This window comes from Pseudomonas sp. JS3066 (assembly GCF_036328175.1).
In the GTDB taxonomy this organism is placed as follows: domain Bacteria; phylum Pseudomonadota; class Gammaproteobacteria; order Pseudomonadales; family Pseudomonadaceae; genus Metapseudomonas.
The window spans coordinates 901,820-927,641 of sequence record NZ_CP143312.1 but is presented as its reverse complement, the minus strand read 5'-3'; the positions used below and the strand labels follow the sequence as shown (position 1 = coordinate 927,641).

Here is a 25,822-nt window from a genome sequence, read left to right as displayed (position 1 = left end):
GAGACTATGGAACCAGAAGTGCCGCTCGGCCAGCAGCGTCATCGCCGTGAATCGGCAGGCATCATGCCTGCCGATTCACCAGCCCCGTCAGCGGATGGACTGGATGGTGCCCTTGTTGCCGGTCACCTTGGCGGTCACCTTCTTGAATACGACGTAATCCTTCACGCTCAGCTCGTAGCGCGGAGCGACGATCAGGTCTGCCCCCGAAGACTTGACAGCCTTGTAGGCCGCAGCAGACTTGACGGCGGAGATGGGGTCCGGACCGAAAGGCAGGCCGCCACCACTGTCGCCGCCATAGGCCACGCCATCAGCGAACTCCGCGTCCCCACCGAACTGCAGGAAGCTGAACAGGATGTTCACCTCGGACTGCCCAGTGATTTGCTCGCCCACTTTGATATCGGCCTTGAGGTCGGTCTTCACGTTGCCGTTCAGCGGTGAAGTCGGTTGGCTGACGTTGTAGCTGCTGCAGCCGGTCATGGCAGCGAAGGTGACAGCCAGGGCAGTGGGTACAAGGAACTTCTTCATTGCGATCTCCATGGATCATAGAAAGTCTGAACGGCTCCGCTGGATTTCCATGCGCGGTAGCCGTCCCCGGAAAACACCCGAATCCGGGGACGCGCAAACCTATCAATCCGCTTCACGCGGCATCAGTTCACGCGTTCCGAAAAGACCTTCAGATACTTTCCCGCCGAGTGGCGGTAGATGGAGTAGGCCCATATCTCAGGGCGTAGGCTCAGCCAGGCAGACCCGATTACGCCCCCCACTCTTGGCCCGATAGAGTGCTGCATCGGCCTGCTCCAGCAGGTGTTCGGGGCGGTCGTCCTGCGCCGGCACCTCACTGTGCGCGCCCACGCTCACCGTTACCACGCCAAAGGGATTGCCGGAGTGCACCAGGCCCTGCTCGTAGACCGCCTGCCGAATCCGCTCCGCCACCAAGCGTGCGCCGGCGACATCGGTATGGGGCAGCAGTACGGCGAACTCCTCGCCGCCATAACGGGCCACCGTGTCTCCGGCGCGCACCTTGAAACGACGTAGCACGTCGCCCACCGCCTTGAGGCAGACGTCGCCTGCCTGGTGGCCGTAGCGGTCGTTGTAGGCCTTGAAGAAATCAACGTCGATCATCACCAGCGCCAGTGGCGAGCCAACCGTAGCGGCGCGGTGGTACTCGACCTGCAAGGCCTGATCGAACTGCCGTCGATTGGAGATGCCGGTCAGGCTGTCACGGTTGGCTAGACGGAACAGTTCGCGGTTTTCCCGCGCAATGCTCTGGGCGGCAGCCATACGCTTGCGCATCCGCGTAGCCAATCCACCGCCGACAAGGATCAGCGCCAGCACCAGCATCGCCACCAGGCAGGCGACCACCGCAGTCTTTCGCCCCCACTCGGCCAGCACTTCCTGGCGGGACATGGACACCGCCACCACCAGCGGGAAGTGATCCAGGGCGCGGTACGCGTAGATGCGGTCCACCCCATCGAGCACGGAAATGCTCGCCCCCAGCCCCACTGGCGAACGCTTGAGATCAGACTGGAACATGTAGCTGCCGGCCATGCTCTCGCCCGTAGCGCCGGAGGTTTCAGGCCGGCGGTAGACGATCGTGCCGTCGTTCATGGCAACCAGGAGGGAACCCTGCACGCCCATGTCGAAGTGCTTGTAGAACTCGCGGAAGTGATCGATGCGGATGGTCGCCAGCACTACCCCGGCGAAACGACCGTCCCTGTCATTGAAGCGGCGCGACACCGGTAGAATCCACTCACCGGTGGAACGGCTGCGAATCGGGTTGCTCACTTCGGTATCGCGACTCACGGAATGGAGGTGATGCTGGAAGTAGGCGCGATCCGAGTTGTTCGCGTCGTTTGCTGGCGGCGGATTGGTGTAGTAGAGCCAACGCCCTTCGGCGTCATAGACGAACAGTCCGGCCAGTTGCGAGGCTCGCTGCTTGTAGGTCACCAGCAACTGATTGATGGTTTCGGGACTGCTCTCCCCCCGCTCCAGCAGATTCACCAGGCCACCGAGGATGATATCGGCCTCCTTGATGGATTCCTGGCCATGCTGGGCAATGGAATAGGCCAGGTTGGCGTTGGCCTTGTCCGCTTCCCTCAGGTAGACCTGCTTGGAATCCAGCACCTGGGCCAGGTTCATCAGGATGGCTCCCAGACCCGCCAACAGCAGCAGCGCGTACGCCAACCACAGTGAACGTCGCGTTCCCTGGTAGCCCTGAACGGGTTCCGGACCGGTTCCAGCCATCCGCACACTCCTCACTGCCCGTGCCTGCGCTCACCTTAGACAAGCGACTGTGCCGAAACAATCTGGAATGATGGACATTTGCCGCCGGTCCCAGGGCCGTTGTACAACGCCCGACCTCACGCAAACAGCACGCCAGAGCGGTCCACCGGATTGCGCCGTAAAGCCCCGGGCGCCAGGCGTATAGCCACGAACGACGAGGTTTCTGGCACGTATTGGAAAACCGCGACATTTCCTTATAAGATCGCGCCTTTCCCTAGAATCGTCGCCACGTGCGGCTTCGACCGCGCGTCCCGCCTGCTTTGTTCCCGCAATACCCGGCCAGGACACGCGGCCAGTGACAAAAGAAGAAAGGTAGTAACCATGAGCGCTAGGCATTTTCTCTCCCTGATGGACTGCACTCCCCAGGAGCTGAACAGCCTGATCCGTCGAGGCACCGAGCTGAAGGATCTGCGCAACCGAGGCGTGCGTTACGAGCCCCTGAAAAGCCGCGTACTGGGCATGATCTTCGAGAAGGCCTCCACCCGTACCCGTCTCTCCTTCGAAGCGGGCATGATCCAGCTCGGCGGCCAGGCGATCTTCCTGTCCCCGCGTGATACCCAGCTCGGTCGAGGCGAGCCGATCAGCGACAGCGCAATCGTCATGTCGCGCATGCTCGACGCGGTGATGATCCGGACCTTCGCCCACAGCACCCTCACCGAGTTCGCCGCTCACTCGCGGGTTCCGGTCATCAATGGCCTGTCGGACGACCTGCACCCCTGCCAATTGCTGGCAGACATGCAGACCTTCCTCGAACATCGCGGCAGCATCCAGGGCAAGACCGTGGCCTGGATCGGTGATGGCAACAATATGTGCAACACCTATATTGAGGCAGCGATCCAGTTCGACTTCCAGCTGCGCGTCGCTTGCCCAGAAGGCTACGAGCCCAACGCGGAATTCCTCGCCCAGGCCGGAGACCGTGTCAGGGTCGTGCGTGACCCGCGCGAAGCCGTGGCCGGCGCGCACCTGGTCAGCACCGACGTCTGGACCTCCATGGGCCAGGAGGAAGAAACCGCCAGACGCCTGGCGTTGTTCTCCCCCTACCAGGTGAACAAGGCGCTCCTCGACCTGGCCGCGGACGACGTGATATTCATGCACTGCCTGCCGGCCCACCGCGGCGAAGAGATTAGCGTAGATCTGCTCGATGATCCGCGCTCGGTAGCCTGGGACCAGGCGGAAAACCGCCTTCACGCCCAGAAGGCCCTGCTGGAACTGCTGGTCGAACACGCCCATCACGCATGACTCGCGAACTGCTCCTCAGCCTCCACAACCTCAGCTGCGGTTATCACGAACAGCAGGTTGTGCGAGGCCTGAACCTCCATCTCAATGCCGGTGACATCGGCTGCCTGCTCGGCCCTTCGGGTTGCGGCAAGACTACGACCCTGCGCGCCATCGCCGGTTTCGAACCGGTACTGGAAGGCGAAATCCAGCTGGCCGGCGAGGTCATCTCGCGCGCCGGCTTCACCCTGGCACCGGAGAAGCGGCGAATCGGCATGGTGTTCCAGGACTATGCCCTGTTCCCTCACCTGACCGTGGCCGACAACGTCGCCTTCGGCATCCGCAAGGAGCCCGACTGCGAACGCAAGGTCGGTGAACTCCTGGAACTGGTGAAGCTGAACCATCTGGCCAAACGCTATCCCCACGAACTGTCCGGCGGCCAGCAACAGCGCGTTTCGCTGGCCCGCGCCCTGGCGCCGGAACCGCGCCTGCTGTTGCTCGACGAACCCTTTTCCAATCTCGATGGCGAGCTGCGTCGGCGCCTCAGCCAGGAAGTCCGCGAGATCCTCAAGGTACGCGGCACAAGTGCCATTCTGGTGACCCACGACCAGGAAGAAGCCTTCGCCGTCAGCGATCAGGTTGGTGTATTCAGGAATGGCCTGCTGGAGCAGTGGGACACCCCCTACAACCTCTACCACGAGCCCCTGACTCCCTTCGTCGCCAGCTTCGTCGGCCAGGGCTACTTCATTCGCGGCCAGCTTATTTCAGCCGATGCCGTGACCACCGAACTCGGCATAATCCGTGGCAATCGCGCCTACACCTTGCCGCAAGGCTCCGCAGTCGACGTGCTGCTACGCCCTGATGACATAGTCCATGCACCGGAGAGCGAGCTACGCGCCATCGTCATCGGCAAGACGTTCCTCGGCGCCGCCACCCTCTATCGCCTGCAACTGACCACCGGCAGCCAGCTGGAATCGATCTTTCCCAGCCACGCCGATCACCAGCCAGGCCAGGAGGTCGGCATCCGCATCGCCGCCGATCACTTGGTGGTCTTCCCCGCCCAGGGCAGCGTCGCCGCCCACTTCACCCCCCAGGAATCCGGCGTGCGTCGCATCAGCGGCGCGCTCTGAAACCTGTAGGGGCGATCTCAACAGCAAGAACAGCACAGCTGCCTCTGACAGAGGTCGCCCTACACCCAAAGCCGCCCGCTGGCCACCAGCACCGAATGCCCGGCAATACTCACCCGCTCACCGTCCAGGCGGCACCAGAGCTCGCCGCTTCGTGCGGAGCACTGCTGGGCCCGCAGCACTCTCTTGTTGAGGCGATTGGCCCAGTAGGGAATCAGGGCGCAGTGGGCAGCACCGGTCACCGGGTCTTCCTCGATCCCGATCACCGGGGCGAAGAAGCGCGAAACGAAGTCATGTTTAATCCCCGCCGCCGTGACGATCACCCCTGACCAAGGCAGCTTGGCCAGCGCCTTGAAGTCCGGTGCGCACGCGCGCACGTCCTGCTCCGACTCCAGTACTGCCATCAGGAAGTTGGCGCCCAGCGCATCCACCGGGGCAATGCCGAGGGCGTGTTCCAGGTCAAGGGTGACGCCCACCTCTTGTGGCACCTGCGCAGGGAAGTCCAGGGCCAGACGTCCCTCCTCTTCGCGCGTGACACGCAATTCGCCGGACTTGCTGGTGAATTCCAGGCGGTCGCCCGGCTCCTGGTAGAGATCGAACAGCACATGGGCGCTGGCCAGGGTAGCGTGGCCGCAGAGTGGCACCTCGGCCTTGGGTGTGAACCAGCGGATGTGCCAAGCACTACCCTCCTTCACCAGAAATGCGGTTTCCGACAGATTGTGCTCGGAGGCGATGCGTTGCATGAGCTGGTCATCGAGCCAGGCGTCGAGGCGATAGACCACCGCCGGGTTGCCGCCGAAAGGCCGTTGGGTGAAGGCATCGACCTGATGAAAGTCCAGCTGCATGACTCGCTCCTTGATGTGGGGTGGGGGCAACACAAGCATGCCAGCCACCAGCGCTCCTTGCGCGATACAGTGGCCGGTCGATATCGGTGGAACAGCCTGATCAGTCTAGCGGAGGCAGGCCATAGCGCTGCAGCAACGCGTTCATTCGCCCGGACTCACGCAAGCGCTTGAGCCCGGTGTCGAACAGCGCGGCATGGCGTGCGCTGCCTTTGAGGGCTGGAGAGAACGCCAGGAAGATGGGCACGTCCGGCAAGCGGCAGCCGGCCTTCACCAGCTTGCCCTGTTGACCACTTTCGGCAAGCCAGGCATCCATTACCCAGGCGTTCTCGATGGTGGCATCGATGCGTCCGAGCAGGACTTTCTCCACATTCATTTCCAGGGCCTGGTCGCCGGACACAACCTGCACCCGCGCCGGATCGTCCCGCTTTATGCGGATATAGGTGTCGAGTTCCTGGCCGTAGCTGTAACTGTTGATGCTTCCCAGCCGGACATTGGCTAGCGACTCCAATCCGCGGTAGCGCCATTGGCTGTTGGGTGCGACGTAGAAACACATGCGCGACACGCCGGGCGGTGTGGCGGTGAAGACGAAGTCGGGAGCGTCCTGGATGCCGGCGCCGATCAGGGCGTCCAGCCGGCCGTTGCGGGTGTCATGCACCGCGCGCGCCCAGTTCACCAGGCGGTATTCCACGTCGATGCCTGCTTCTCCGAAGATTTCCTGCGCCAGCTCGACGAAAACGCCCGGCTTTCGGGAGCCGGGCTCACAATTGATCGGGCACCAGATGTCCCCGGCGATCACCAGGGTTTCGGCGTGGGCCGATGGGAAGAGCAAAGATGCGACCAGCAGGGCCAGAGCCTGCCAACCGCGTTTCAGCGACCCTCGCCCTCTCCCCATTCCGCCTCCCAGCATCCATGCAGCCCTGTCATGCGCCGCTGCGCACCCGCTGCACGGCATCCAGCCAGCCGTCGTAGAGCTTCTTGCGGTGCTCGTCGGCCATGCGCGGAACAAAACGTTGTTGACGATGCCAGTGGCTGGCCACTTCGTCCAGATCGCGGTAGAGCCCCGCCTGCAAACCTGCGAGATAGGCCACACCCAGAGCCGTCGTTTCCGTCACCTCCGGGCGCTCCACCGGGACCCCGAGGATGTCCGAAAGGAACTGCATTACCCAGTTGTTCTCCACCATGCCGCCATCCACCCGTAGGGCACTGGGCGCGGCAGCGCCGTCTTGCGCCATGGCTTCCAGCAGGTCACGAGTCTGGTAGCAGACCGACTGCAGGCCCGCGGTGACGATCTCCTTGATACCGGTATCGCGGGTCAGGCCGAAGATTGCACCGCGGGCGCGCGGGTCCCAGTACGGAGCACCGAGGCCGGTGAAGGCCGGCACCAGGTAAACACCACAGGCGTCGCCGGTCTGCTCGGCAAGGGCTTCCGTATCACGGGCGTGGCTGATCAGCTTGATGCCGTCGCGCAGCCACTGCACGGCGGCTCCGGCAACGAAGATGCTGCCCTCCACCGCATAGCTCACCTTGCCATTCAGTCGGTAGCCAACGGTGGTCAGCAGTCGGTTGCGGGAAACCACCGGCTGGTCGCCGGTGTTCTGGATCATGAAGCAGCCGGTGCCGTACGTGCTCTTCACCATGCCCGGCTGGAAGCAGGCCTGGCCGATCAACGCCGCCTGCTGATCGCCCGCCATGCCGCGCACGGGAATACTGGCACCGAGCAACGCGGCGTCGGTATCGCCGAACTCGGCGGCACAGTCCAGTACTTCCGGCAGCAGGCTGGTGGGGATGTCGAACAGACGCAGCAGCTCTGCGTCCCACTGCTGGCTGTGGATATTGAATAGCAGCGTACGTGAGGCGTTGGTGGCATCGGTGCGGTGCACCTTGCCGCCGGTCAGGCGCCAAAGCAGGAAGCAATCTACCGTGCCGAAGCGCAGCTCGCCGCGCTCAGCGCGCTCACGGGCCCCTGGCACGTTCTCCAGCACCCAGCGCAGCTTGGTGGCGGAGAAGTAGGGGTCGATCAGAAGTCCTGTGCGATTGGCCACGTCGGCTTCATGGCCGGCGGCCTTGAGCGCGGAGCAATAATCCGCAGTGCGACGGTCCTGCCAGACGATGGCCGGATGGATCGGAGTACCGGTCTTCGCATCCCATACCAGCGTGGTCTCACGCTGGTTGGTGATGCCGATGGCGGCAATCTCGACCGGATTCAGCCCGCTCTGCTCTATGGCTTCACGGCAGACCTTGAGCGTCGTAAGCCAGATCTCCTCACCGTCGTGCTCTACCCAACCGTCCTTGGGAAAGTACTGCTTGAACTCCTGTTGGGCGCGCGCCACTGGCAGCCCCTGGGCGCTGAATACGATGGCGCGGCTGCTGGTGGTGCCCTGGTCTATGGCGAGCAGGTATTGGGCCATGGCGATGCTTCCTTGTTCTTGTTCTGGGTTCAGGGGCGACCGATATCGGCGAACTGGCCTTGAGTGTGAGTCGCCAGGGTATCGGCGGAAAGTTCGACCTCCAGCCCGCGCCTACCGGCGCTGACATGGATACTCTCGAAGTTCCGCGCAGTGCCATCGATGAAGGTACGCAGGCGCTTCTTCTGCCCTAGCGGACTGATGCCGCCCACCAGGTAGCCGGTGGAGCGCTGGGCCTGGGTGGGGTCGGCCATCTCGGCCTTCTTCGCACCGGCAGCATGGGCTAGGGCCTTGAGGTCGAGACTGCCGGCCACCGGCACGACGGCCACCAGCAATTCGCCTTTCTCGGTGGCGGCGAGCAGCGTCTTGAATACCCGCGCCGGGTCCAGGTTGAGTTTTTCGGCGGCTTCCAGACCATAGGACGGCGCCTTGGGATCGTGGTGATAGCTGTGCACCTTGTGCTCAGCCTTGGCTTTCTTCAGCAGATCGATGGCGGGAGTCATGTTCGATTGTGAAAATCCTGCGGCAGATTCGGCGTACCTTAACGGAAAAGCGGTGATTCGACAGCCCGCCGCTATAATGCCGCGCAAAACAAGGAGCCAGCATGATCCTGGGCCCACGACAACAAGACATCCTCGACCTCACTCGCGAGCGTGGCTACGTCAGCATCGACGAACTGGCCCAGGCCTTCGGCGTCACCCCGCAGACTATCCGGCGCGATATCAACCAACTCGCCGAACACGGCCTGCTGCGACGCACCCACGGCGGCGCTGCCAGCGAAGGCTCGAGCACCCAGAACACCGCCTACGCCATGCGCGCCGGGCAGAACCGCGACGAAAAACAGCGCATCGCCGATGCAGTGGCCGAATACATCCCGGACCACGCCTCGCTCTTCATCAATATCGGCACCACCACCGAAGCCATCGCCCGCGCACTGATGGGCCACAAGGGCCTGAAGGTGATCACCAACAACCTGCACGTGGCGGCGCAACTGGCCGACAAGCCGGACTTCGAAGTACTGGTGGCCGGAGGCACAGTGCGCAGCGACGGTGGCATCGTGGGCCAGGCAGCGGTGGACTTCATCCAGCAGTTCAAAGTGGACTACGCACTCGTAGGCATCAGCGGGATCGACGAAGATGGCAGCCTGCTCGACTTCGATTACCAGGAAGTGCGCGTCTCCCAAGCCATCATCGAGAACGCCCGCCAGGTGTTCCTCGCCGCCGACTCCAGCAAGTTCGGTCGCAACGCCGTAGTACGCCTGGGCGCCATTTCCCTGGTGGACCGGCTGTTCACCGACCACCAGCCCTCCCCCGCCCTGACCCGCCTGCTCGCCGAGCACAAGGTGCACCTCGACCGGGTCTGAGCTGCTCTTCCCCTGTGTGAATTTTCCATGACCACCCGGCGCGATTTCGCGCATTGGGCTAGTCATTTCGTACGCGCTCATCTAGGCTATTTTCGAAAATGAACACTGAAAGTTCGGTTTCGACCTTGGTGCCTGCCAATGAACCACAACCATTCTCCCATCGCGGAAGTCTATGACCTCGCAATCGTCGGCGGCGGCATCAACGGTGTCGGCATTGCCGCTGATGCGGCCGGACGCGGCCTGTCGGTCTTCCTCTGCGAGAAGGACGACCTCGCCCAGCACACCTCCTCGGCCAGCAGCAAACTGATCCACGGCGGCCTGCGCTACCTGGAACACCACGAGTTCCGCCTGGTGCGCGAAGCCCTGGCCGAGCGTGAGGTGCTGCTTGCCAAGGCGCCGCACATCGTCAAACCGATGCGCTTCATTCTTCCGCACCGGCCGCACCTGCGGCCGGCGTGGATGATCCGTGCCGGCCTGTTTCTCTACGATCACCTCGGCAAGCGCAAGCGCCTACCCGCCTCCCGCAGCCTGCGCTTCGGCGCCGGCAGCCCGTTGCAGGCTGAAATCACCCAGGGTTTCGAATACTCCGATTGCTGGGTCGACGACGCGCGCCTGGTGGTACTCAACGCCATGGCCGCCCGCGAGCGCGGGGCCCATGTGCATACCCGCACCCGCTGCGTCAGCGCCCGGCGCAGCAAGGGCCTCTGGCATATCCACCTGGAACGCGTCGACGGCAGCCTGCTGTCGATCCGCGCCCGTGCCCTGGTCAACGCCGCCGGCCCCTGGGTGGCGCGCTTCATCCAGCAGGACCTCAAGCAGGCGACGCCCTATGGCATCCGTCTCATCCAGGGCAGCCACATCATCGTGCCGCGCCTGCACGACGGCGAGCAGGCCTACATCCTGCAGAACGAGGATCGCCGTATCGTCTTCGCGATTCCGTACCTGGAGCGTTTCACCCTTATCGGCACCACCGACCGCGAATACCACGGCGACCCGGCGGAAGTGGCGATCACCGCCGAAGAAACCCACTATCTGCTGGACGTTGTCAACCGCCACTTCAAGCACCAGTTGAGCGAGCAGGACATCCTCCACAGCTATTCCGGCGTGCGCCCGCTGTGTGATGACGAGTCGGACGATCCGTCAGCGGTGACGCGCGACTACACCCTCGCCCTCTCAGCCCATCCCGGCGAGGCTCCCCTGCTCTCGGTGTTCGGCGGCAAGCTGACCACGTACCGCAAACTGGCCGAGACCGCCCTCCAGCAACTGACGCCCTGGTTCCCCTTCGCCAAGGGCGCCTGGACCGCCAGCGCGCCGCTGCCCGGCGGCGAAAAGATGGAATGCCGCAGCGCCCTGGTGGAAGCCCTTTGCTCGAGCTTCGGCTGGTTGCCCACGCATATCGCCAGACGCTGGGCCAACCTCTATGGCAGCCGTTGCTGGCATCTGTTGCGCGGCGTACGGGAACTGGCTGACCTCGGCGAGCATCTGGGCGCCGGCCTCTATTCCCGCGAAGTGGACTATCTCTGCCAGCAGGAATGGGCGGTAAGCGCCGAGGACATCCTCTGGCGCCGCACCAAGCTCGGTCTGTTCATGAGCCCCAGCCAGAAAGCGCGTCTGGCTCATTACCTGAAACCGGAGCATCCGCGCCGACCGCGCGTGGATGCAGCGTAACCCTTCCCTGCTCCCTCCCTTCCCCGACCAACGGCCCCACCGCTCGCCCTTTTAGGTTGCCGACTCTAGAGCGGTCGGCCGATCCTTCACGGCGCCCCATGCCTCCAACAAGAACAAGGCGAGTGCAGTTCATCCCACCACTGCCGGATCGAACCAGGGGGTGCGCCCCCGGGAGGAGTCATGCGTATTCGTTGCTTCCTGCTCGGTTGCCAATGGACCGAAGGTTTTCGTACAGAAGTCGGCGCTGTTCCCATGATCTGCCAGCGTTGCCTGCGTTGCGGCGCCCATCGCTATCTCAGCCCGCCCGAAGAGGAGGCTGAAACAGCGGGTTGAAAGGCAAACGAATCCGACGGATAGCCATTTGACAGCACACCGCAACCCTCTAGTTTTAACCAGCGTTGCCGATGGCCTTTTCAGAAGCCATCAGCCAGACAACCTTGGCAAGGGAGTGCTCCATGTCGCATCCGTCGTCCGCCAACCCAATCAAGGGCCTGGCCCTGCACTCCCTGATCTGGCTGGCCTGTGCCGGCATGGTCGCTGTTGACCTGCCGGTCTGGCTGGTCCTGGGTGGAGGCTGGCTGGCCAGCCTGCTGCTGACCTGGTTGCAGCGAGAGTCGCGCCCACGTGCCACGCAGGCCACTACCCACCCCATCGTGGCACCCGACTGGCAGCAGGCCCAGAATGCCGTGGACGAACACCTTGGCACCTTGCAGGCACATGCTGGGCAGGTCGACGGGTTGCTGCAGGACGCCATCGCTCGCTTGGGCGACAGCTTCCAGGGCCTGGCCGCCCGCATCGACCAGCAGCGTGCCCATTCCCACTCTCTGATCGAGCGCTACGGCAACCAGCAGGGCACCGATGACGGCATGAATTTCCAGGAGTTCATCTCCACCACCCGTAACACCCTGGGCCTGTTCGTCGAGGCCACACTGGAAACCAGCCAGACCTCCCAGGAACTGGTCAAGCGCATGGACCGGGTGACACAGAAAATCGCCGATATCCTTAAATCCACCCACGATATGGACGCCATCGCCAAACAAACCAACCTGCTAGCGCTGAACGCCGCCATCGAGGCCGCCCGCGCCGGTGAAAGCGGTCGTGGCTTCGCTGTGGTCGCCGACGAAGTACGCGCCCTCTCCACCCGCTCCACCGGATTCTCGGAGCAGATTCGCAAGCATGTGGACGTGGTCTACCGCGAAATCCAGGACGCCGAGTCGGCCATCTCCCAGTTGGCAGACAAGGACATGGGAATTGCCCTGGAATCCAAACAGCAGTTGCACCACATGCTGGAAGACCTGGAAGGCCTGAACCGGCACACGCTGAAAGTGATCCAGGAACTGGATCGCATTTCTCTGGAGGTGGGTTCAGGCGTCGACCAGGCCATTACCGCCTTGCAGTTCCAGGACATGAGCAGCCAGCTGATCGGTCAGATGCGCAAGCATTTCGCCAAACTTGGTGGATTCGCCGCGGGGCTCGGCGGGCTGCGCACAGTGACGCCGGAGCAGTGGGCCGAATGCGTCGACCAGGAAACCCTCGAGCTGCGCAAACCTGTCGCCAATCCCGTCGCCCAGAGCAGCGTAAGTGCCGGCGAGGTGGAGCTTTTTTGAATCGATAGGCGTCATGCATTCGCCGCCCATCCACGCGACGAACGGATGACGTCAATAGCTGGACGCTCAACAGGCGCCCATCTACACATAAGCATGGCCAGTAGCCATGCAGCGCGGCGGGATTCTGTAGGGACGAATGAAATCGCCCCTACAAGGAAAAAGAGGCATCACCCCAGAAAAAAGCGGCAAGGAGAGCGGCACTGATGAGCAAGCAGATCCTGATCGTTGACGACTCAGCATCCATAAGGCAGATGCTGAGCTTCACTCTCAAAGCCGCCGGATACCTCGTGGACGAGGCGGTAGATGGCAAGGATGGCCTCGGCAAGGCGCAGAGCAAGGCATACAACCTGGTCTTCACCGACCAGAACATGCCCAACATGGATGGCCTCAGCCTGATTCGCAGTCTGCGCGGTCTGCCCGGCTACCGCGCCACCCCCATCCTCATGCTGACCACCGAATCCAGTGACAGCATGAAGCAGCAAGGCAAGTCCGCCGGCGCCACTGGCTGGCTAGTCAAGCCCTTCGATCCGCCAAAACTGCTGGAAGTCACCCGCAAGGTCCTCCCCTGACCCCAGCACAAGGCGCCTCCCATGAGTGAAGGGATGAATCAGTTCCTCCAGGTCTTCTTCGAGGAAACAGAAGAACACCTGGCAAGCCTCGAACTACTGCTGCTCGGTCTCGACCTGCAGCAGCCTGACGCGGAAGAACTCAACGGCATCTTCCGCGCCGCGCATTCCATCAAGGGCTCGGCCGGCATGTTCGGCTTCGATGACCTGACCGCCGTGACCCACGAGCTGGAAACTCTGCTCGACCGAATCCGCAGCGGCCAGATGGCTCTGCGTGCGGAAATGGTCGACCTGTTCCTGCAAGCCCGCGACGTGCTGATGCGTCTGCTGGATGCCCACCGCCAGAAGTGCCCCGACCCGAGCGTGCCGGTTGAAGAAACGGTGACCCGCCTGCGCGGGCTGCTGGACACCACGCCGACGCCTGTCGAAGAGGCGGATTTCGGTTTCTTCGATGACGCACCCGGCCTGCCCGAATCAGCGGCCGCCGACGACTTCGGCTTCTTCGACGATGCGCCTGGCGTGCCTACCCAGGACGCATCCGGCGCCTTCGGCTTTTTCGATGAAGCCCCTGGCGCACCCGCCGCGGCCATCGCCTCCCCGCCTAAGCCGACTCCTGCAGCTGCAGCGCCCGCCAGCAAACCTGCAACGAGCGAAAACGAGTCCAGCTCGATCCGTGTCAGCGTCGAGAAAATCGATAGCCTGATCAACCTGGTGGGCGAACTCGTCATCACGCAGGCCATGCTCGGCCAGCTCGGCGGTGCGCTCGACCCGAGTCAGCACGAGCGTATCCACCAGGCCTTGGCGCAGCTCGAACACAACACCCGCGACCTGCAGGAATCGGTGATGTCGATCCGCATGTTGCCCATCAGCTTCATCTTCAGCCGCTTCCCGCGCCTGGTGCGCGACACCTCATCGCGCCTCGGCAAACAAGTGGAACTGGTGCTGCAGGGCGAACACACGGAACTGGACAAAGGGGTCATCGAGCGCCTCAGCGACCCGCTCACCCACATCGTGCGCAACAGCATCGACCATGGCATCGAGCAACCCGAGGCACGTCTGACCGCCGGTAAACCGGCCAGCGGCACCGTGCGCCTGGGCGCCTTCCACCAGGGCGGCAGCATCGTTGTCGAGATCAGCGATGACGGCCGTGGCCTGAACCGCGAGCGCATTCTCGCCAAAGCCCGCGAGAAGGGCCTGGCGGTGCACGACGGCATGAGTGACACCGAGGTCTGGCAACTGGTCTTCATGCCCGGTTTCTCCACTGCCGAAGTAGTCACCGACCTCTCGGGACGCGGCGTCGGCATGGACGTGGTCAAGCGCAACATCCAGGCCATGGGCGGGCGCATCGACATCGACTCGGCCGCGGGCCTGGGGACCCGCATCAACATCCGCCTGCCGCTGACGCTAGCCATCCTCGACGGCCTGATCGTCGCCGTGGCGCGCACCCATTACGTGATACCACTGACCTACATCGTCGAATCGCTGCAGCCCAAGGCAGAGGACATCCGTGGCCTGGGGGGCGAGGAAGGCGCGGTGATCCGCGTGCGCGGCGAGTACCTGCCGCTGCTCTCGCTGCACGACCTGTTGGGCGAATCCACCCCGCCGCTGCCGGCCGAGCAGTCCATCGTGGTCATCCTCGAAGCCGACGGGCGCCACTTCGCCCTTCTGGTGGATGACCTGGTGGGCCAGCAGCAGGTGGTGATCAAGAGCCTGGAACAGAACTTCCGCCGGATCGAAGGCATCGCCGGCGCCACCATCATGGGCGACGGCAGCGTCGCCCTGATCCTGGATGTCGACGCCCTGCCGGGCCTGGCCCAACAACAAGGAGCGGTACTGCATGAACTCACCTAGTGCGGAACAGGCCGGACAGCCGGCCCAGGAGTACCTGACCTTCACCCTCGGTCGCGAGGAGTACGCCATCGACATACTCCGGGTGCAGGAAATTCGCGGCTATGACCAGGTGACCGCCATCGCCAACAGCCCGGCCTTCATCAAGGGCGTGATCAACCTGCGCGGCGCCATCGTTCCCATCGTCGACCTGCGCATCAAGTTCAACCTCGCCGACGTCACCTACGACCCGTTCACCGTGGTGATCATCCTCAACATCGGCCGACGCATCGTCGGTGTGGTGGTGGATTCGGTGTCCGACGTGATCGCCCTGTCGGGTGACGAGATAAAGCCGCCGCCGGAGTTCGGCGCCAGTTTCGATACGGAGTACCTGCTGGGCCTTGCCACCGCGGCCGAGCGGATGTTGATCCTGGTGGATATCGAGAAGCTGATGACCAGCCGCGAAATGGCCCTGGTCGAAGCAGCCGCAGCCTGACACGCAAGGGGATAATCCATGGGACTGTTCAACGGAAAAGCACAAGCACAGCTTCGCGCGCAGCACCTGGCCAGCCTGATCCAGGGCCTGGCCGAGGGTAATCTCGACCAATCCATCGGCGCCGGTGACGACCCGATCTGGACATCGGTCTACGACAGCCTCGCCCGTTTGCAGAAGGGCCTGCGCCAACAGCACGTAGAAAGTGCCAGCACCGAGGCACTGAGCCAGGCACTGGTGGAGATGACCCGCCAGCACACTGACGGCTGGATCGACCAGGTCATACCGGAAGACCGCTTCACTGGTACCCACGCGCGCATCGCGAAGGGCGTCAACGAACTGGTGGCCGCCCATATCGCGGTGAAGATGCAGGTCGTGGGAGTGGTCACCGCTTATGGCCGTGGCGACTTCAGCAAGGACATGGAGCGCCTGCCGGGCAAGAAGGCGCAGATCACCGACGCCATCGACGGTGTGCGCGACCGTCTCAAGGCTGCGGCCCAGGCCGCCGCTGAGAACACCCGGATCAAGAGTGCGCTGGACAACTGCAGTACCAACGTGATGATCGCCGACGGCGAACGCAACATCATCTACATGAACAAGACCGTCACCAGCATGCTGCAGAACGCCGAGGCCGACCTGCGCAAGGCACTGCCGTCGTTCTCCGTGAACAAGCTGCTGGGCGGTTCGATCGACCAGTTCCACAAGAACCCCGAGCACCAGAAGCGCCTGCTCGCCACCTTCACCAGCACCTTCCGCACCCAGATCGACGTGGGCGGACGGACCTTCGGCCTGGTGGCCAACCCGGTCATCAGCGATGCCGGTGAACGCCTCGGCTCGGTAGTCGAATGGGCCGACCGGACCCTGGAGGTGCAGGTCGAACGTGAGGTCGCGGCGCTGGTCGGCGCAGCCGCAGCGGGTGACTTCTCCAAGCGCATCGATGAAAGCGGCAAGAGCGGCTTCATCCTCAACCTGGCTACCGGCCTGAACAGCCTGGTGGAAACCGCCGACAAGGGCCTCAAGGACGTCTCGCGGATGCTCGGCGCACTCGCCCAGGGCGACCTGTCGCAAAGCATCAGTGCCGACTACCAGGGCACCTTCGGCGAACTCAAGGACTACTCCAACGAAACCGCGCAGAGCCTGTCGCGCATGCTCGGACAGATCCGCGAGTCCGCCGACACCATCAACACCGCCGCCAGTGAAATCGCCAGTGGCAACGCCGAACTCTCCACCCGCACCGAACAGCAGGCCTCCAGCCTGGAGGAAACCGCCTCCAGCATGGAAGAACTGACCAGTACGGTGAAACTCAACGCCGAGAACGCGCGCCAGGCCAACTCCCTGGCGGTGAATGCCTCGGAAGTGGCCACGGAAGGCGGCAACGTGGTGCAGAAGGTGGTCAGCACCATGACCGCCATCAACGACTCGGCACGGAAGATTTCCGACATCATCGGCGTCATCGATGGCATCGCCTTCCAGACCAACATTCTCGCCCTCAACGCCGCGGTGGAAGCGGCGCGTGCCGGTGAGCAGGGTCGCGGCTTCGCCGTGGTGGCCGCCGAGGTTCGCACGCTGGCACAGCGCTCGGCGGCGGCGGCCAAGGAAATCAAGACACTGATCTCCGATTCGGTGAGCAAGGTGGAGAACGGCAACACCTTGGTGGCCCAGGCCGGCCAGACCATGAGCGACATCGTGATCGCCATCAAGCGGGTCACCGACATCATGGCCGAGATCGCCGCCGCCTCCACCGAACAGAGCCGGGGCATCGAGGAAGTGAACGGCGCGGTCAACCAGATGGACGAGATGACCCAGCAGAACGCCGCGCTGGTGGAACAGGCCGCCGCAGCCGCCGAGGCCCTCCAGGAGCAGGCCGGGCTGATGGCGCAGTCGGTTGCGGTATTCAAGCTGGACCCGGCCCACGCTGGCCAGCCCGCAGCTGCCCGCAGCAACGCACGCCAACCCCAGGCCGCACGCCCGACACGTGCAGGGCGAAGCGCGCGCAGTAAAGAAGAGGAATGGGAAGAGTTCTAGTCCCGTAACCCCCGGCGCCCTGGCGCCGGGGGTCATTGAGGTAACGCAATGAATGCGCACGTCCTGGGCGAACACGAGTTCGGCTACAACGACCGCGATTTCGAGCAGGTGCGCGAGCGGCTCTATCGTCGTGCCGGCATCAGCTTGGCCACCAGCAAGCAGCAGATGGTCTACAGCCGACTGGCACGGCGCCTACGCCAACTCGAACTGCGCACCTTCTCCAGCTACCTGGCCTACCTCGACCATCATCCCGAGGAATGGCAGCCCTTCATCAATGCGCTGACCACCAACATCACCGCCTTCTTCCGTGAACGGCACCACTTCGACCAACTCGCTGCATTGGCCAAGGATCCCTCGCGCCGGAGCCGGCCGCTGCGCTTCTGGTCGGCCGCCTCCAGCACCGGGGAAGAGCCCTACTCCATGGCCATCGCCCTGCACCAGGCCCTGGGTGAGCGAGCGCAGGGCGTGCAGATCATCGCGTCGGACATCGACACCGGCGTACTGGAAACCGCACGGCGCGGCGTCTACCCGGTGGAGCGTCTCGAGCAACTGGACCCTGCCGTGAAGAAGCGTTACTTCCAGCGCGGCACTGGAGCCAATGCCGGTCTCGCGCGGGTAGTGCCCGAGCTGCGGCAGATGGTGGAATTCCGCCGCATCAACCTGCTGGATGCCGACTGGCATCTCAGCGGCGGACTGGACGCCATCTTCTGCCGCAACGTCATGATCTATTTCGACAAGCCCACCCAGGTACGGCTGCTGGAGCGAATGGTGCGACTGCTGCGGCCAGACGGCCTGTTCTTCGCCGGACATTCGGAAAGCTTCGTGCAGGCCAACCATGTGGTGAAACTGGTCAGCCGCACCGTCTACCAGCCTGTACCGGGAGCCTCATCATGAAAGGGGAAACTGCAGGCGCCATTGCCGCAACCCGCTACTTCGATCCCGATTTCCAGCTGCCGGCGGTCAAGGTGCTGCCTGGCGAGTTCTACGCCACCACCGAGGACCAGGTGCTGGTCTCAGTGCTTGGCAGTTGCGTCGCAGTGTGCCTCTTCGACCTGCAGCGCGGCGTCGGCGGCATGAACCAGTTCCTCCTGCCAGAACCCGGCCCTGGCAGCGGCCTGGCCAGCGCTGCCACCCACCACGGGGTGCGCATCATGGAGCAACTCAGCGAAGAGATGCTGCGCCAGGGCGCACGGCGGCATCAGTTGGCAGCCAAGGTATTTGGCGCCGGCAACCTGCCCAATGACTTGCTGCGCTTCGACGCCACACTGCGCACCGTGGAGTTCGTCCACAGCTACCTGGACACCGAAGGCATTCCCCTGCTGGCCGAGGACGTGATGGGAGCCGAAGCGCGCAAGGTCTACATCTTCCCCTCTAGCGGCAAGGTGCTGGTGAAGAAGCTCAAGAGCCTGCACAACGACACCATCCTGCAACGCGAACTGGAATACATCCTCTACCTCAAGCGCGGGGAGGCGCTGGGGCCATACGACTTGTTCAAGGAGTGAGCACGTGCCCATAAAGGTGCTGGTAGTGGACGATTCGGCGCTCATCCGCAGCCTGCTCAGTGAGATCGTCCGCGCCGACAACGAACTGCAACTGGTGGGCGTGGCGCCCGACGCCTATGTCGCCCGCGATCTGATCAAACAGCACTCGCCCGACGTCATCACCCTGGACGTGGAAATGCCGCGCATGGACGGCCTGACCTTCCTCGACAAACTGATGAAGGGCCGCCCCACCCCGGTGGTGATGATCTCCTCGCTGACCGAGCGCGGCTCCGAGGCGACCCTGCGCGCCCTGGAGCTGGGCGCCATCGATTTTGTCGCCAAGCCCAAGCTGGGCATCGCCGAAGGCATGCAAGCCTACGCCGAAGAAATCCGCGCCAAGCTCAAGGTGGCCGCACGCGCGAGAATTATCCGCCGTATCGCTGTGGAGCGCCCGGTCGAACGCGGCCTGCCCATCGTCGGCACTGAAAAGCTGATCGCCATCGGCGCCTCCACCGGCGGCACCGAAGCCATCAAGGAAGTGCTGCTGGGCCTGCCAGCGGACAGCCCAGGCGTGGTCATCACCCAGCACATGCCTGCAGGCTTTACCCGCTCCTTCGCCGCGCGTCTGGACAAGCTCTGCCGCATCAGCGTCAGCGAGGCCCGCGATGGCGACCGCATCCTTCCCGGCACCGCCCTTATCGCGCCCGGAGGCCTGCACATGGAGGTGGCGCGCTCCGGCGCCAACTACGTCGCGCGCCTGTCCGAAGCGCCACCGGTCAACGGCCACCGCCCAGCCGTGGACGTGATGTTCAACAGTGCCGCCCGCTGCGCCGGGCGCAACCTCATCGCCGCCCTGCTCACCGGCATGGGCAAGGATGGCGCCCGTGGCCTGCTGGAAATCCGCGAGGCCGGCGGCTACACCGTCGCCCAGGACGAAGCCAGCTGCGTGGTCTACGGAATGCCTCGGGAAGCGGCGGAGATTGGTGCTGCGGAAGAGGTGCTGGCACTGGAAGAGATCGGGCCGGCGCTGCTGGCGCAAGCCCGGAGACGGGGGAGTGGGAATCGGGTGTGAGGGCTCTGTACGGGTTGAGCCCCCTCTCCCCAGCCCTCTCCCTGAAGGGAGAGGGAGCGGTCCTTGCAGGATGGGCGGTGAGTGCCAGGCGCGAGTCACCCCTCTCCTCTTCAGGGAGAGGGGCCGGGGAGAGGGAAGCCCGACTTAACCTCGATACCTCAAGTCGGCAACACCCCACGCTGACGCGACAGGGTCAGGGCGAGGTCTTCGATCATGTCTTCCTGCCCGCCCACCGTACCTCGACGGCCCAGCTCCACCAGCAGTTCGCGGGCCTGGATGCCGTATTTCTTCTCGGCACGCTTGGCGAACAGCAGGAAGGAGCTGTAGACCCCGGCATAACCCAGGGTCAGGGCATCGCGGTCGACGCGGATCGGCTGGTCCATCATCGGCACCACCAGGTCCTCGGCCACGTCCATGATCCTGTAGAGGTCGATGCCGGTAGCCACGCCCATGCGCGCCAGCACCGCCACGAACACCTCCAGCGGGGTGTTGCCGGCACCAGCCCCCAGGCCCGCTACCGAGCCGTCGATACGCGCGGCACCCGCCTCGATGGCAGCCAGGGAGTTGGCGATGGCCATGCCCATGTTGTGGTGGCCGTGGAAACCGACTTCGGTGCCGGCGTTCAACCCGTTACGCAGCACGGCGATCTTCTCGGTCACCTCATCCGGCAGCATGTAGCCCGCCGAATCGGTGCAGTAGATGCAGTTGGCGCCGTAGCTCTCCATCAGCTTCGCCTGCTCCAGGAGTTTTTCCGCGCTGACCATGTGCGCCATCATCAGGAACCCGACCGTGTCCAGGCCCATCTTCGCCGCCATGCCAATGTGCTGGCCGGAGACGTCCGCCTCGGTGCAGTGGGTGGCGACGCGGATGGTGGAAACGCCGAGGTCATGGGCCATTTTCAGGTGCTCGACGGTGCCGATGCCCGGCAGCAGCAGGGCCGAAACCTTGGCCTGCTTGAGCTTGGGGATCACCGCATCGAAGTACTCCTCGTCCGAGTGGGCCGGGAAACCGTAGTTCAGCGAGCTGCCGCCCAGGCCATCGCCATGCGTGATCTCGATCAGCGGCACGCCGGCGGCGTCGAGGCCGGTGGCCACGGCGACCATCTCGTCCAGGCTGATCTGGTGGCGCTTGGCATGCATGCCGTCGCGCAGGCTCATGTCGTGCAGGCGCACGTGCTTACCTTGCAGGTTCATGGGGTATCTCCACTCAACGGACGGGCAATTGCAGGGCGCCCTTGTGGGCTTCTTCGGCGAACATCTCGGCGGTGCGCAGACCGGCGGCGGTCATGATGTCCAGGTTGCCGGCGGACTTGGGCAGGAAGTCGCCCAGGCCTTCGACCTCGATGAAGATCGACACCTTGCGACCGTCGAACACCGGGCCGTTGATCAGCTTGTAGCCCGGCACATAGCGCTGCACTTCCTTGACCATGTGCAGCACCGAGGTGCGGATCTCCGCCTGGTTCGGCTCGCCTTCGGTGAGGCAATGGATGGTGTCGCGCATCATCAGGGGCGGCTCGGCCGGGTTGATGACGATGATGGCCTTGCCGCGCTTGGCGCCGCCGATTTTCTCCACGGCACCGGCGGTGGTGCGGGTGAATTCGTCGATGTTCTGCCGGGTACCCGGCCCCACCGAGCGGGACGACACCGTGGCAACGATTTCGCCGTACTCCACCGGCTGCACGCGGGACACCGCCGCCACCATGGGAATGGTGGCCTGTCCGCCGCAGGTGACCATGTTGACGTTGAGCGCCAGCGTCTCGGCGTGCTCCTTGAGGTTGACCGGCGGCACGCAGTACGGACCGATGGCCGCAGGGGTGAGGTCGATCATGATCACGCCCAGCTCATTGAGCTTGCGGCTGTTCTCGGCGTGGACGTAGGCCGAGGTGGCATCGAAGGCAATGCGGATATCGTCGTCCAGCACATGCGGCAACAGACCGTCGACGCCGTCTGAGGTTGTCTTCAGACCAAACTCGGCGGCGCGCTTGAGGCCTTCGGAGGTCGGGTCAACACCCACCATCCATACCGGTTCGATCCATTCCGACCGACGCATCTTGATCAGCAGGTCGGTACCGATATTGCCCGGCCCGATGATGGCCGCCTTGAGTTTCTTGCTCATGTTCATTCCCCCGGAGTCAGTCGCGGAAGGACACCCGGGCACTGCCCAGGCCGTCGATGGTCAGTTCGAATTGGTCGCCGGCACGCGCCGGCTCCAGAGGAACCAGGGAGCCTGAGAGGATGATCTCCCCGGCCTTGAAAGGGATGCCGAAGGCGCCCAGGGTGTTGGCCAGCCAGGCCACGGCGGTAAGCGGATTGCCCTGCACAGCCGAGCCCAGGCCCTGGCTGATCTGCGTGCCGTTCTTGAATACGCTCATGCGCAGGTTGGGCAGGTCCAGCTCGCGCGGGTCCACCTGCTCGCGGCCGAGTACGAAGACACCGCAGGAGGCGTTGTCGGCCACGGTGTCCTGGATGCGGATTTTCCAGTCGTGGATGCGCGAGTCGACGATCTCGAAGCAGGGCATCACGTACTCGGTGGCATCGAGCACGTCCTGCTCGGTGACGCCCGGACCGATCAGATCGTGCTTGAGCTTGAAGGCGATCTCGCCCTCGGCGCGGGGCTGGATCAGGCGGTTCCCGGCCAGCGAGATGCTGTCGCCGTCGTCGAACCACATGTCACGGGTGATGAAACCGAAGTCCGGCTGGTGCACATCGAGCATGCGCTGCACGGCTTCGGAGGTGACGCCGATCTTCTTGCCGACGATGGCATCGCCCGCCGCCACACGACGCTCGATGCTGTAGAGGGAAATGCGGTAGGCGTCTTCGATCGTGATCTCAGGCCAGCGCTCGGTCAGCGGCGCCAGGGTGCGACCGGCGAGCAGGGCCTGGTAGAGCTCCTCGCCAAATTCACGTTGCCGGACTTCGCTCATGGCCGCCCCTCCGCGAGGAAGCCGAGGCAGGTGCGATTGAACAGCTCGCGGTGTTCCACCATCACCCAGTGCCCACACTCGCTGAGCATCACGAAGCGGACATTGCGACAGTTTTCCAGCATGGTCTGCGCACCGGAAGACGGGCAGAACTTATCGTTCATGCCCCAGAAACCGAGGATCGGGCAGGTCAGCTCGGACAGGCGCCCGGTCATATTCGGCACCTGCATGGTGCTGAGTACGCAACGCGGCTGCTGCTGGACCACCGCAACGCGCTCGTTGACGGTCTCGTCGCTGATCAGCGAGGCATCGTAGAGCTGCAGGCCGAGCAGGCGACGCATGCCATCGGCATCGTTCAGCTCGCCATTGGCGAAAGCCGCGCCCATTTTCTGGATGCCTTCCATTTGCAGGTAGTACTGCTCCTTCTCCATCAACCCGCCGGGTGCCATCAGTACCAGGCGACTGACGCGCTTGGGCGCATCCAGCGCCAGCTTGATGGCGATGGCACCCCCCAGGGAGTTGCCCACCAGCACGCAGCGCTGGATATCCAGGGCGTCCAGCAGGCCGGTCAGGGCGGCGACAAAGAAGTCCAGGCTGTAAGTGGTTTCCGGCTTGTCAGAGGCGCCATAGCCCGGCAGGTCGGGAACGATGACGCGGTAACCGGCGTCAGCGAATTCCAGATAGTTCTGCTTGAAGTTGCTATGGCCGCTGGCGCCGGGGCCGCTGCCATGGATGAACACCACCGTTTCGCCTTCTCCCGCCTCGATGTAATGCAGTCGCAGGCCATCGGGCAGCGTGACGAAACGCCCTGGCAATCGCGCGTCCATGGGACTCTCCTCGGCTTGTTGTTTGCCGGGATTATTCGGGCGGGCCGGCAGGCCAACATCGTCCGAGAGGACTAGCAGACACTGCGCCGGGTTGGGATGAAGTACTTGTAGGTGCGAACGCATTCGCTATTGCAGCGTTAGCTTTTGCGAGCGATTTACAATCGGGCCAAGAGCCTTGTAGGAGCTGGCTTGCCAGCGAAACGGGGCCATTCGCTGGCAAGCCAGCGCCTACAGGCCATGCATCTACTTGCAACACGTCATGCAGAAAGAGCCAATTCATTCGCCCCTGCAGAAATGGGCCCCAAACGTGGAAGCCCTAGTCCTCCCGGACGTAGGCGGCCCGTCCTGCCCGCCCTAGCCTCTGCCCATCGACATTTCAGAGGAAACGACCATGGGCGATGCATTGGATTTCAGCGGCAAGGTGGTTCTGGTAACCGGTGGCGGCAAGGGTGTGGGCCGGGGCATCAGCCAGCGCTTTCTCGCCGGTGGCGCCGAGGTGGTGATCTGCGGCCGCAATGCCCCGGACGTATTGCCCCGTCACGCAGGCCGCGAGGCTCTGTTCCTGCCGTGTGACGTGCGCGATATCGAGCAGCTGCAACGCATGCTGTACAACATCGTCGAGCGCTTCGGACGGCTCGACGTACTGGTGAACAACGCTGGCGGCGCACCCCATGCCGAGGCGGCCACGGCCTCGCCGCGCTTCTCCGAATCCATCATCCGTCTCAACCTGCTGGCGCCGCTCAACCTCTGCCAACTGGCCAACCGGGTGATGCAGGCCCAGCCCGAGGGCGGCGCCATCGTCAACATCTGCAGCGTCAGCGCCACCCGCCCCTCCCCTGGCACCGCCGCTTATGGTGCGGCCAAGGCCGGACTGCTCAACCTCACCCGCTCGCTCGCGGTGGAATGGGCGCCCAAAGTCAGGGTGAATGCCATAACGGCGGGGCTGATCCTCACCGAACAGTCAGAGCTGCATTACGGCGATGCCGAGGGTGTGGCACGGGTAGCGGCGGGAATTCCGCTGCAGCGCATGGCGAGCCCCGAGGACATTGGTGATGCCTGTCTGTACCTGGCATCGCGCCTTTCCAGCTACGTGAGCGGCGCGGATATCTGCGTGCATGGCGGGGGAGAGAAGCCGGCGTTTCTGGAGCAGGCGGGGGCAAATTGAACGCGCGCCTGTAAGTTGGCGCTGCGCTTGAAAAGCCCAACATCACCCGGGTCGACCTGACGATGTTGGGCCTCGCTTCGTTCGGCGCCAACCTACGAGGATGTCGAGCCGCCTTCAACCATCGAATGCGCCCGGAACACCGTCTCGACGATCTTCCACTGCCCGCCGATGCGGCGATAGCGATCCTGGTAAACCCCGCCCAGTTGTCGCGTAGCACCAGTCTCGGCATCGACATTGAAGTAGTAGAGCGCCCAGCGCCCCGCGACTTCGTCGTCAACCAGATGTTCCAGTTCGGGATTGGCGCCGTGGTGCAGGTCGATCACCCGTTCGTTGCAGGCCAGTGACTGGTAGAGCGCGACAAAGCTGTCACGCTCCTGGAAGGTGCCCACCGGGCCGTAGTCGATCGTGATCGGCCCCTCGGCAAAGCAGGCACGAATCGTCTCCACGTCCTTCAGATCGCAGGCGTTGAGATAGCGGTGCTTGAGCAGACGAACAGCCTCCAGCGCTTCGAGGCGCGCGATGCGCTGTTCAAGGTTCATGACGCGTTCCTCGCCACCAGGTTGGCCTCGCCCCAGAAGGCCTTCATCGAGCGGATGCGGCCTTCGGCGTCGAACTCCATCACATCGATCACCTGGATGGAGCACGGCGCGCCGTTCCATACCAGGTCCACGCAGAACGGCACCGCGCCGCTGCCGGCGTGGCTGGCAGATACCGGACCCGTGCGGCGGGCGCGGGCGTTGGCGCGGCCCAGCCCCTCGCGGTAGAAGCGGTCGATGGCCTCGATGCCCACATGGGGCGGGCTGCCGACGGGGTCTTCCACCGTGGCATCGGCGGCGTAGAGCGCGACGATGCCATCGATATCGCAGGCGTCCACCAGCTCGACGTAGCGGGCCATGGTTTCCTGTACCTGTTGCGGACTGATCATCAGATGCT

At 63.9% G+C, this 25,822-nt stretch carries 26 protein-coding genes; 14 read left to right on the top strand and 12 right to left on the bottom strand.

The genetic code is table 11. From position 1 onward, the window contains the following. Window positions 1–87 precede the first annotated feature (87 nt). Both SA496_RS04505 and SA496_RS04500 read right to left on the bottom strand, forming a co-directional pair. Window positions 88–525: a hypothetical protein gene (locus SA496_RS04505; RefSeq protein ID WP_120652554.1), complete on the bottom strand. Its 438-nt coding sequence runs from the start codon at window positions 523–525 to the stop codon at window positions 88–90. A 195-nt stretch (window positions 526–720) separates the two neighbouring features. Then, complete coding sequence (locus SA496_RS04500; protein ID WP_120652555.1) at window positions 721–2,244, bottom strand: sensor domain-containing diguanylate cyclase; 1,524 nt, start codon at window positions 2,242–2,244, stop codon at window positions 721–723. 360 nt (window positions 2,245–2,604) lie between these two features. Here SA496_RS04500 and argF point away from each other — a divergent pair, with 360 nt between their 5' ends. Beyond that, the gene (gene argF / locus SA496_RS04495) at window positions 2,605–3,522 is read left to right on the top strand and encodes an ornithine carbamoyltransferase (RefSeq protein ID WP_120652556.1); all 918 of its coding nucleotides are present in this window, start codon (window positions 2,605–2,607) and stop codon (window positions 3,520–3,522) included. Further along, window positions 3,519–4,628 carry an ABC transporter ATP-binding protein gene (locus SA496_RS04490; protein ID WP_120652557.1) on the top strand — a complete coding sequence of 370 codons (1,110 nt, stop codon included), beginning with the start codon at window positions 3,519–3,521 and terminating at the stop codon, window positions 4,626–4,628. The genes argF and SA496_RS04490 overlap by 4 nt, the downstream gene beginning before the upstream one ends. Window positions 4,629–4,687: 59 nt before the next feature. Here the strand turns inward: SA496_RS04490 and SA496_RS04485 are convergent, their stop codons facing one another. The 4 genes from SA496_RS04485 to ybaK all read right to left on the bottom strand — a co-directional run bounded on the left by SA496_RS04485 (window position 4,688) and on the right by ybaK (window position 8,378). Next, window positions 4,688–5,470: a PhzF family phenazine biosynthesis protein gene (locus tag SA496_RS04485; protein WP_120652558.1), complete on the bottom strand. Its 783-nt coding sequence runs from the start codon at window positions 5,468–5,470 to the stop codon at window positions 4,688–4,690. A gap of 100 nt (window positions 5,471–5,570) precedes the next feature. Beyond that, window positions 5,571–6,362, bottom strand: a complete 792-nt coding sequence (locus tag SA496_RS04480; protein ID WP_120652559.1) for a substrate-binding periplasmic protein — start codon at window positions 6,360–6,362, stop codon at window positions 5,571–5,573. Between the two features lie 28 nt (window positions 6,363–6,390). After that, window positions 6,391–7,878 carry a glycerol kinase GlpK gene (gene glpK / locus SA496_RS04475; protein WP_153921251.1) on the bottom strand — a complete coding sequence of 496 codons (1,488 nt, stop codon included), beginning with the start codon at window positions 7,876–7,878 and terminating at the stop codon, window positions 6,391–6,393. Window positions 7,879–7,907: 29 nt separating this feature from the next. Further along, window positions 7,908–8,378 carry a Cys-tRNA(Pro) deacylase gene (ybaK, locus tag SA496_RS04470; RefSeq protein WP_120652561.1) on the bottom strand — a complete coding sequence of 157 codons (471 nt, stop codon included), beginning with the start codon at window positions 8,376–8,378 and terminating at the stop codon, window positions 7,908–7,910. Between the two features lie 101 nt (window positions 8,379–8,479). On the opposite strand from ybaK, the gene SA496_RS04465 reads away from it, so the two are divergent. The 11 genes from SA496_RS04465 to SA496_RS04415 all read left to right on the top strand — a co-directional run bounded on the left by SA496_RS04465 (window position 8,480) and on the right by SA496_RS04415 (window position 19,977). Next, a complete protein-coding gene (locus SA496_RS04465) occupies window positions 8,480–9,238 on the top strand; it encodes a DeoR/GlpR family DNA-binding transcription regulator (RefSeq protein WP_120652562.1) in 759 nt (252 codons plus the stop codon). A 138-nt stretch (window positions 9,239–9,376) separates the two neighbouring features. Beyond that, window positions 9,377–10,906 carry a glycerol-3-phosphate dehydrogenase gene (glpD, locus tag SA496_RS04460; protein ID WP_120652563.1) on the top strand — a complete coding sequence of 510 codons (1,530 nt, stop codon included), beginning with the start codon at window positions 9,377–9,379 and terminating at the stop codon, window positions 10,904–10,906. Window positions 10,907–11,086: 180 nt separating this feature from the next. Continuing rightward, window positions 11,087–11,239 (top strand): PSPA7_2676 family Cys-rich small protein, encoded by a 153-nt coding sequence (locus tag SA496_RS04455; protein ID WP_178123565.1) that lies wholly within the window; start codon window positions 11,087–11,089, stop codon window positions 11,237–11,239. A gap of 71 nt (window positions 11,240–11,310) precedes the next feature. Continuing rightward, the gene (locus SA496_RS04450; protein ID WP_377671023.1) at window positions 11,311–12,513 is read left to right on the top strand and encodes a methyl-accepting chemotaxis protein; all 1,203 of its coding nucleotides are present in this window, start codon (window positions 11,311–11,313) and stop codon (window positions 12,511–12,513) included. A gap of 203 nt (window positions 12,514–12,716) precedes the next feature. Continuing rightward, complete coding sequence (locus tag SA496_RS04445; RefSeq protein ID WP_077523849.1) at window positions 12,717–13,082, top strand: response regulator; 366 nt, start codon at window positions 12,717–12,719, stop codon at window positions 13,080–13,082. A gap of 21 nt (window positions 13,083–13,103) precedes the next feature. Next, entirely contained in the window at window positions 13,104–14,930 is a 1,827-nt protein-coding gene (locus SA496_RS04440; protein WP_330115078.1) for a chemotaxis protein CheA, read from the top strand. Next, on the top strand, window positions 14,917–15,402 hold the full coding sequence (locus SA496_RS04435) for a chemotaxis protein CheW (RefSeq protein WP_120652566.1): 486 nt from the start codon (window positions 14,917–14,919) through the stop codon (window positions 15,400–15,402). Before SA496_RS04440 ends, SA496_RS04435 begins: the two co-directional genes overlap by 14 nt. An 18-nt stretch (window positions 15,403–15,420) precedes the next feature. After that, a complete protein-coding gene (locus SA496_RS04430; protein WP_120652567.1) occupies window positions 15,421–17,424 on the top strand; it encodes a methyl-accepting chemotaxis protein in 2,004 nt (667 codons plus the stop codon). Between the two features lie 48 nt (window positions 17,425–17,472). After that, the gene (locus tag SA496_RS04425; protein WP_120652568.1) at window positions 17,473–18,318 is read left to right on the top strand and encodes a CheR family methyltransferase; all 846 of its coding nucleotides are present in this window, start codon (window positions 17,473–17,475) and stop codon (window positions 18,316–18,318) included. Continuing rightward, entirely contained in the window at window positions 18,315–18,926 is a 612-nt protein-coding gene (locus SA496_RS04420; protein ID WP_153921258.1) for a chemotaxis protein CheD, read from the top strand. Before SA496_RS04425 ends, SA496_RS04420 begins: the two co-directional genes overlap by 4 nt. Window positions 18,927–18,930: 4 nt before the next feature. After that, a complete protein-coding gene (locus tag SA496_RS04415) occupies window positions 18,931–19,977 on the top strand; it encodes a protein-glutamate methylesterase/protein-glutamine glutaminase (RefSeq protein ID WP_280359168.1) in 1,047 nt (348 codons plus the stop codon). 158 nt (window positions 19,978–20,135) lie between these two features. Here the strand turns inward: SA496_RS04415 and dmpG are convergent, their stop codons facing one another. Genes dmpG through SA496_RS04395 form a run of 4 tightly spaced genes read right to left on the bottom strand, consistent with a single transcriptional unit; the run spans window position 20,136 to window position 23,724 of the window. Further along, entirely contained in the window at window positions 20,136–21,170 is a 1,035-nt protein-coding gene (gene dmpG, locus SA496_RS04410; protein WP_153921260.1) for a 4-hydroxy-2-oxovalerate aldolase, read from the bottom strand. Window positions 21,171–21,183: 13 nt separating this feature from the next. Beyond that, complete coding sequence (locus SA496_RS04405) at window positions 21,184–22,092, bottom strand: acetaldehyde dehydrogenase (acetylating) (protein WP_120652575.1); 909 nt, start codon at window positions 22,090–22,092, stop codon at window positions 21,184–21,186. A 16-nt stretch (window positions 22,093–22,108) separates the two neighbouring features. Next, window positions 22,109–22,900 carry a fumarylacetoacetate hydrolase family protein gene (locus SA496_RS04400; protein WP_120652576.1) on the bottom strand — a complete coding sequence of 264 codons (792 nt, stop codon included), beginning with the start codon at window positions 22,898–22,900 and terminating at the stop codon, window positions 22,109–22,111. Beyond that, a complete protein-coding gene (locus tag SA496_RS04395) occupies window positions 22,897–23,724 on the bottom strand; it encodes an alpha/beta fold hydrolase (protein WP_120652577.1) in 828 nt (275 codons plus the stop codon). The genes SA496_RS04400 and SA496_RS04395 overlap by 4 nt, the downstream gene beginning before the upstream one ends. Before the next feature lie 391 nt (window positions 23,725–24,115). On the opposite strand from SA496_RS04395, the gene SA496_RS04390 reads away from it, so the two are divergent. Continuing rightward, on the top strand, window positions 24,116–24,889 hold the full coding sequence (locus tag SA496_RS04390) for an SDR family oxidoreductase (protein WP_153921263.1): 774 nt from the start codon (window positions 24,116–24,118) through the stop codon (window positions 24,887–24,889). Between the two features lie 92 nt (window positions 24,890–24,981). On the opposite strand, the gene SA496_RS04385 is transcribed toward SA496_RS04390, so the two are convergent. Both SA496_RS04385 and SA496_RS04380 read right to left on the bottom strand, forming a co-directional pair. Continuing rightward, on the bottom strand, window positions 24,982–25,428 hold the full coding sequence (locus tag SA496_RS04385; RefSeq protein WP_153921265.1) for a nuclear transport factor 2 family protein: 447 nt from the start codon (window positions 25,426–25,428) through the stop codon (window positions 24,982–24,984). Further along, the gene (locus SA496_RS04380) at window positions 25,425–25,814 is read right to left on the bottom strand and encodes a nuclear transport factor 2 family protein (RefSeq protein WP_120652580.1); all 390 of its coding nucleotides are present in this window, start codon (window positions 25,812–25,814) and stop codon (window positions 25,425–25,427) included. Before SA496_RS04380 ends, SA496_RS04385 begins: the two co-directional genes overlap by 4 nt. Window positions 25,815–25,822 lie beyond the last annotated feature (8 nt).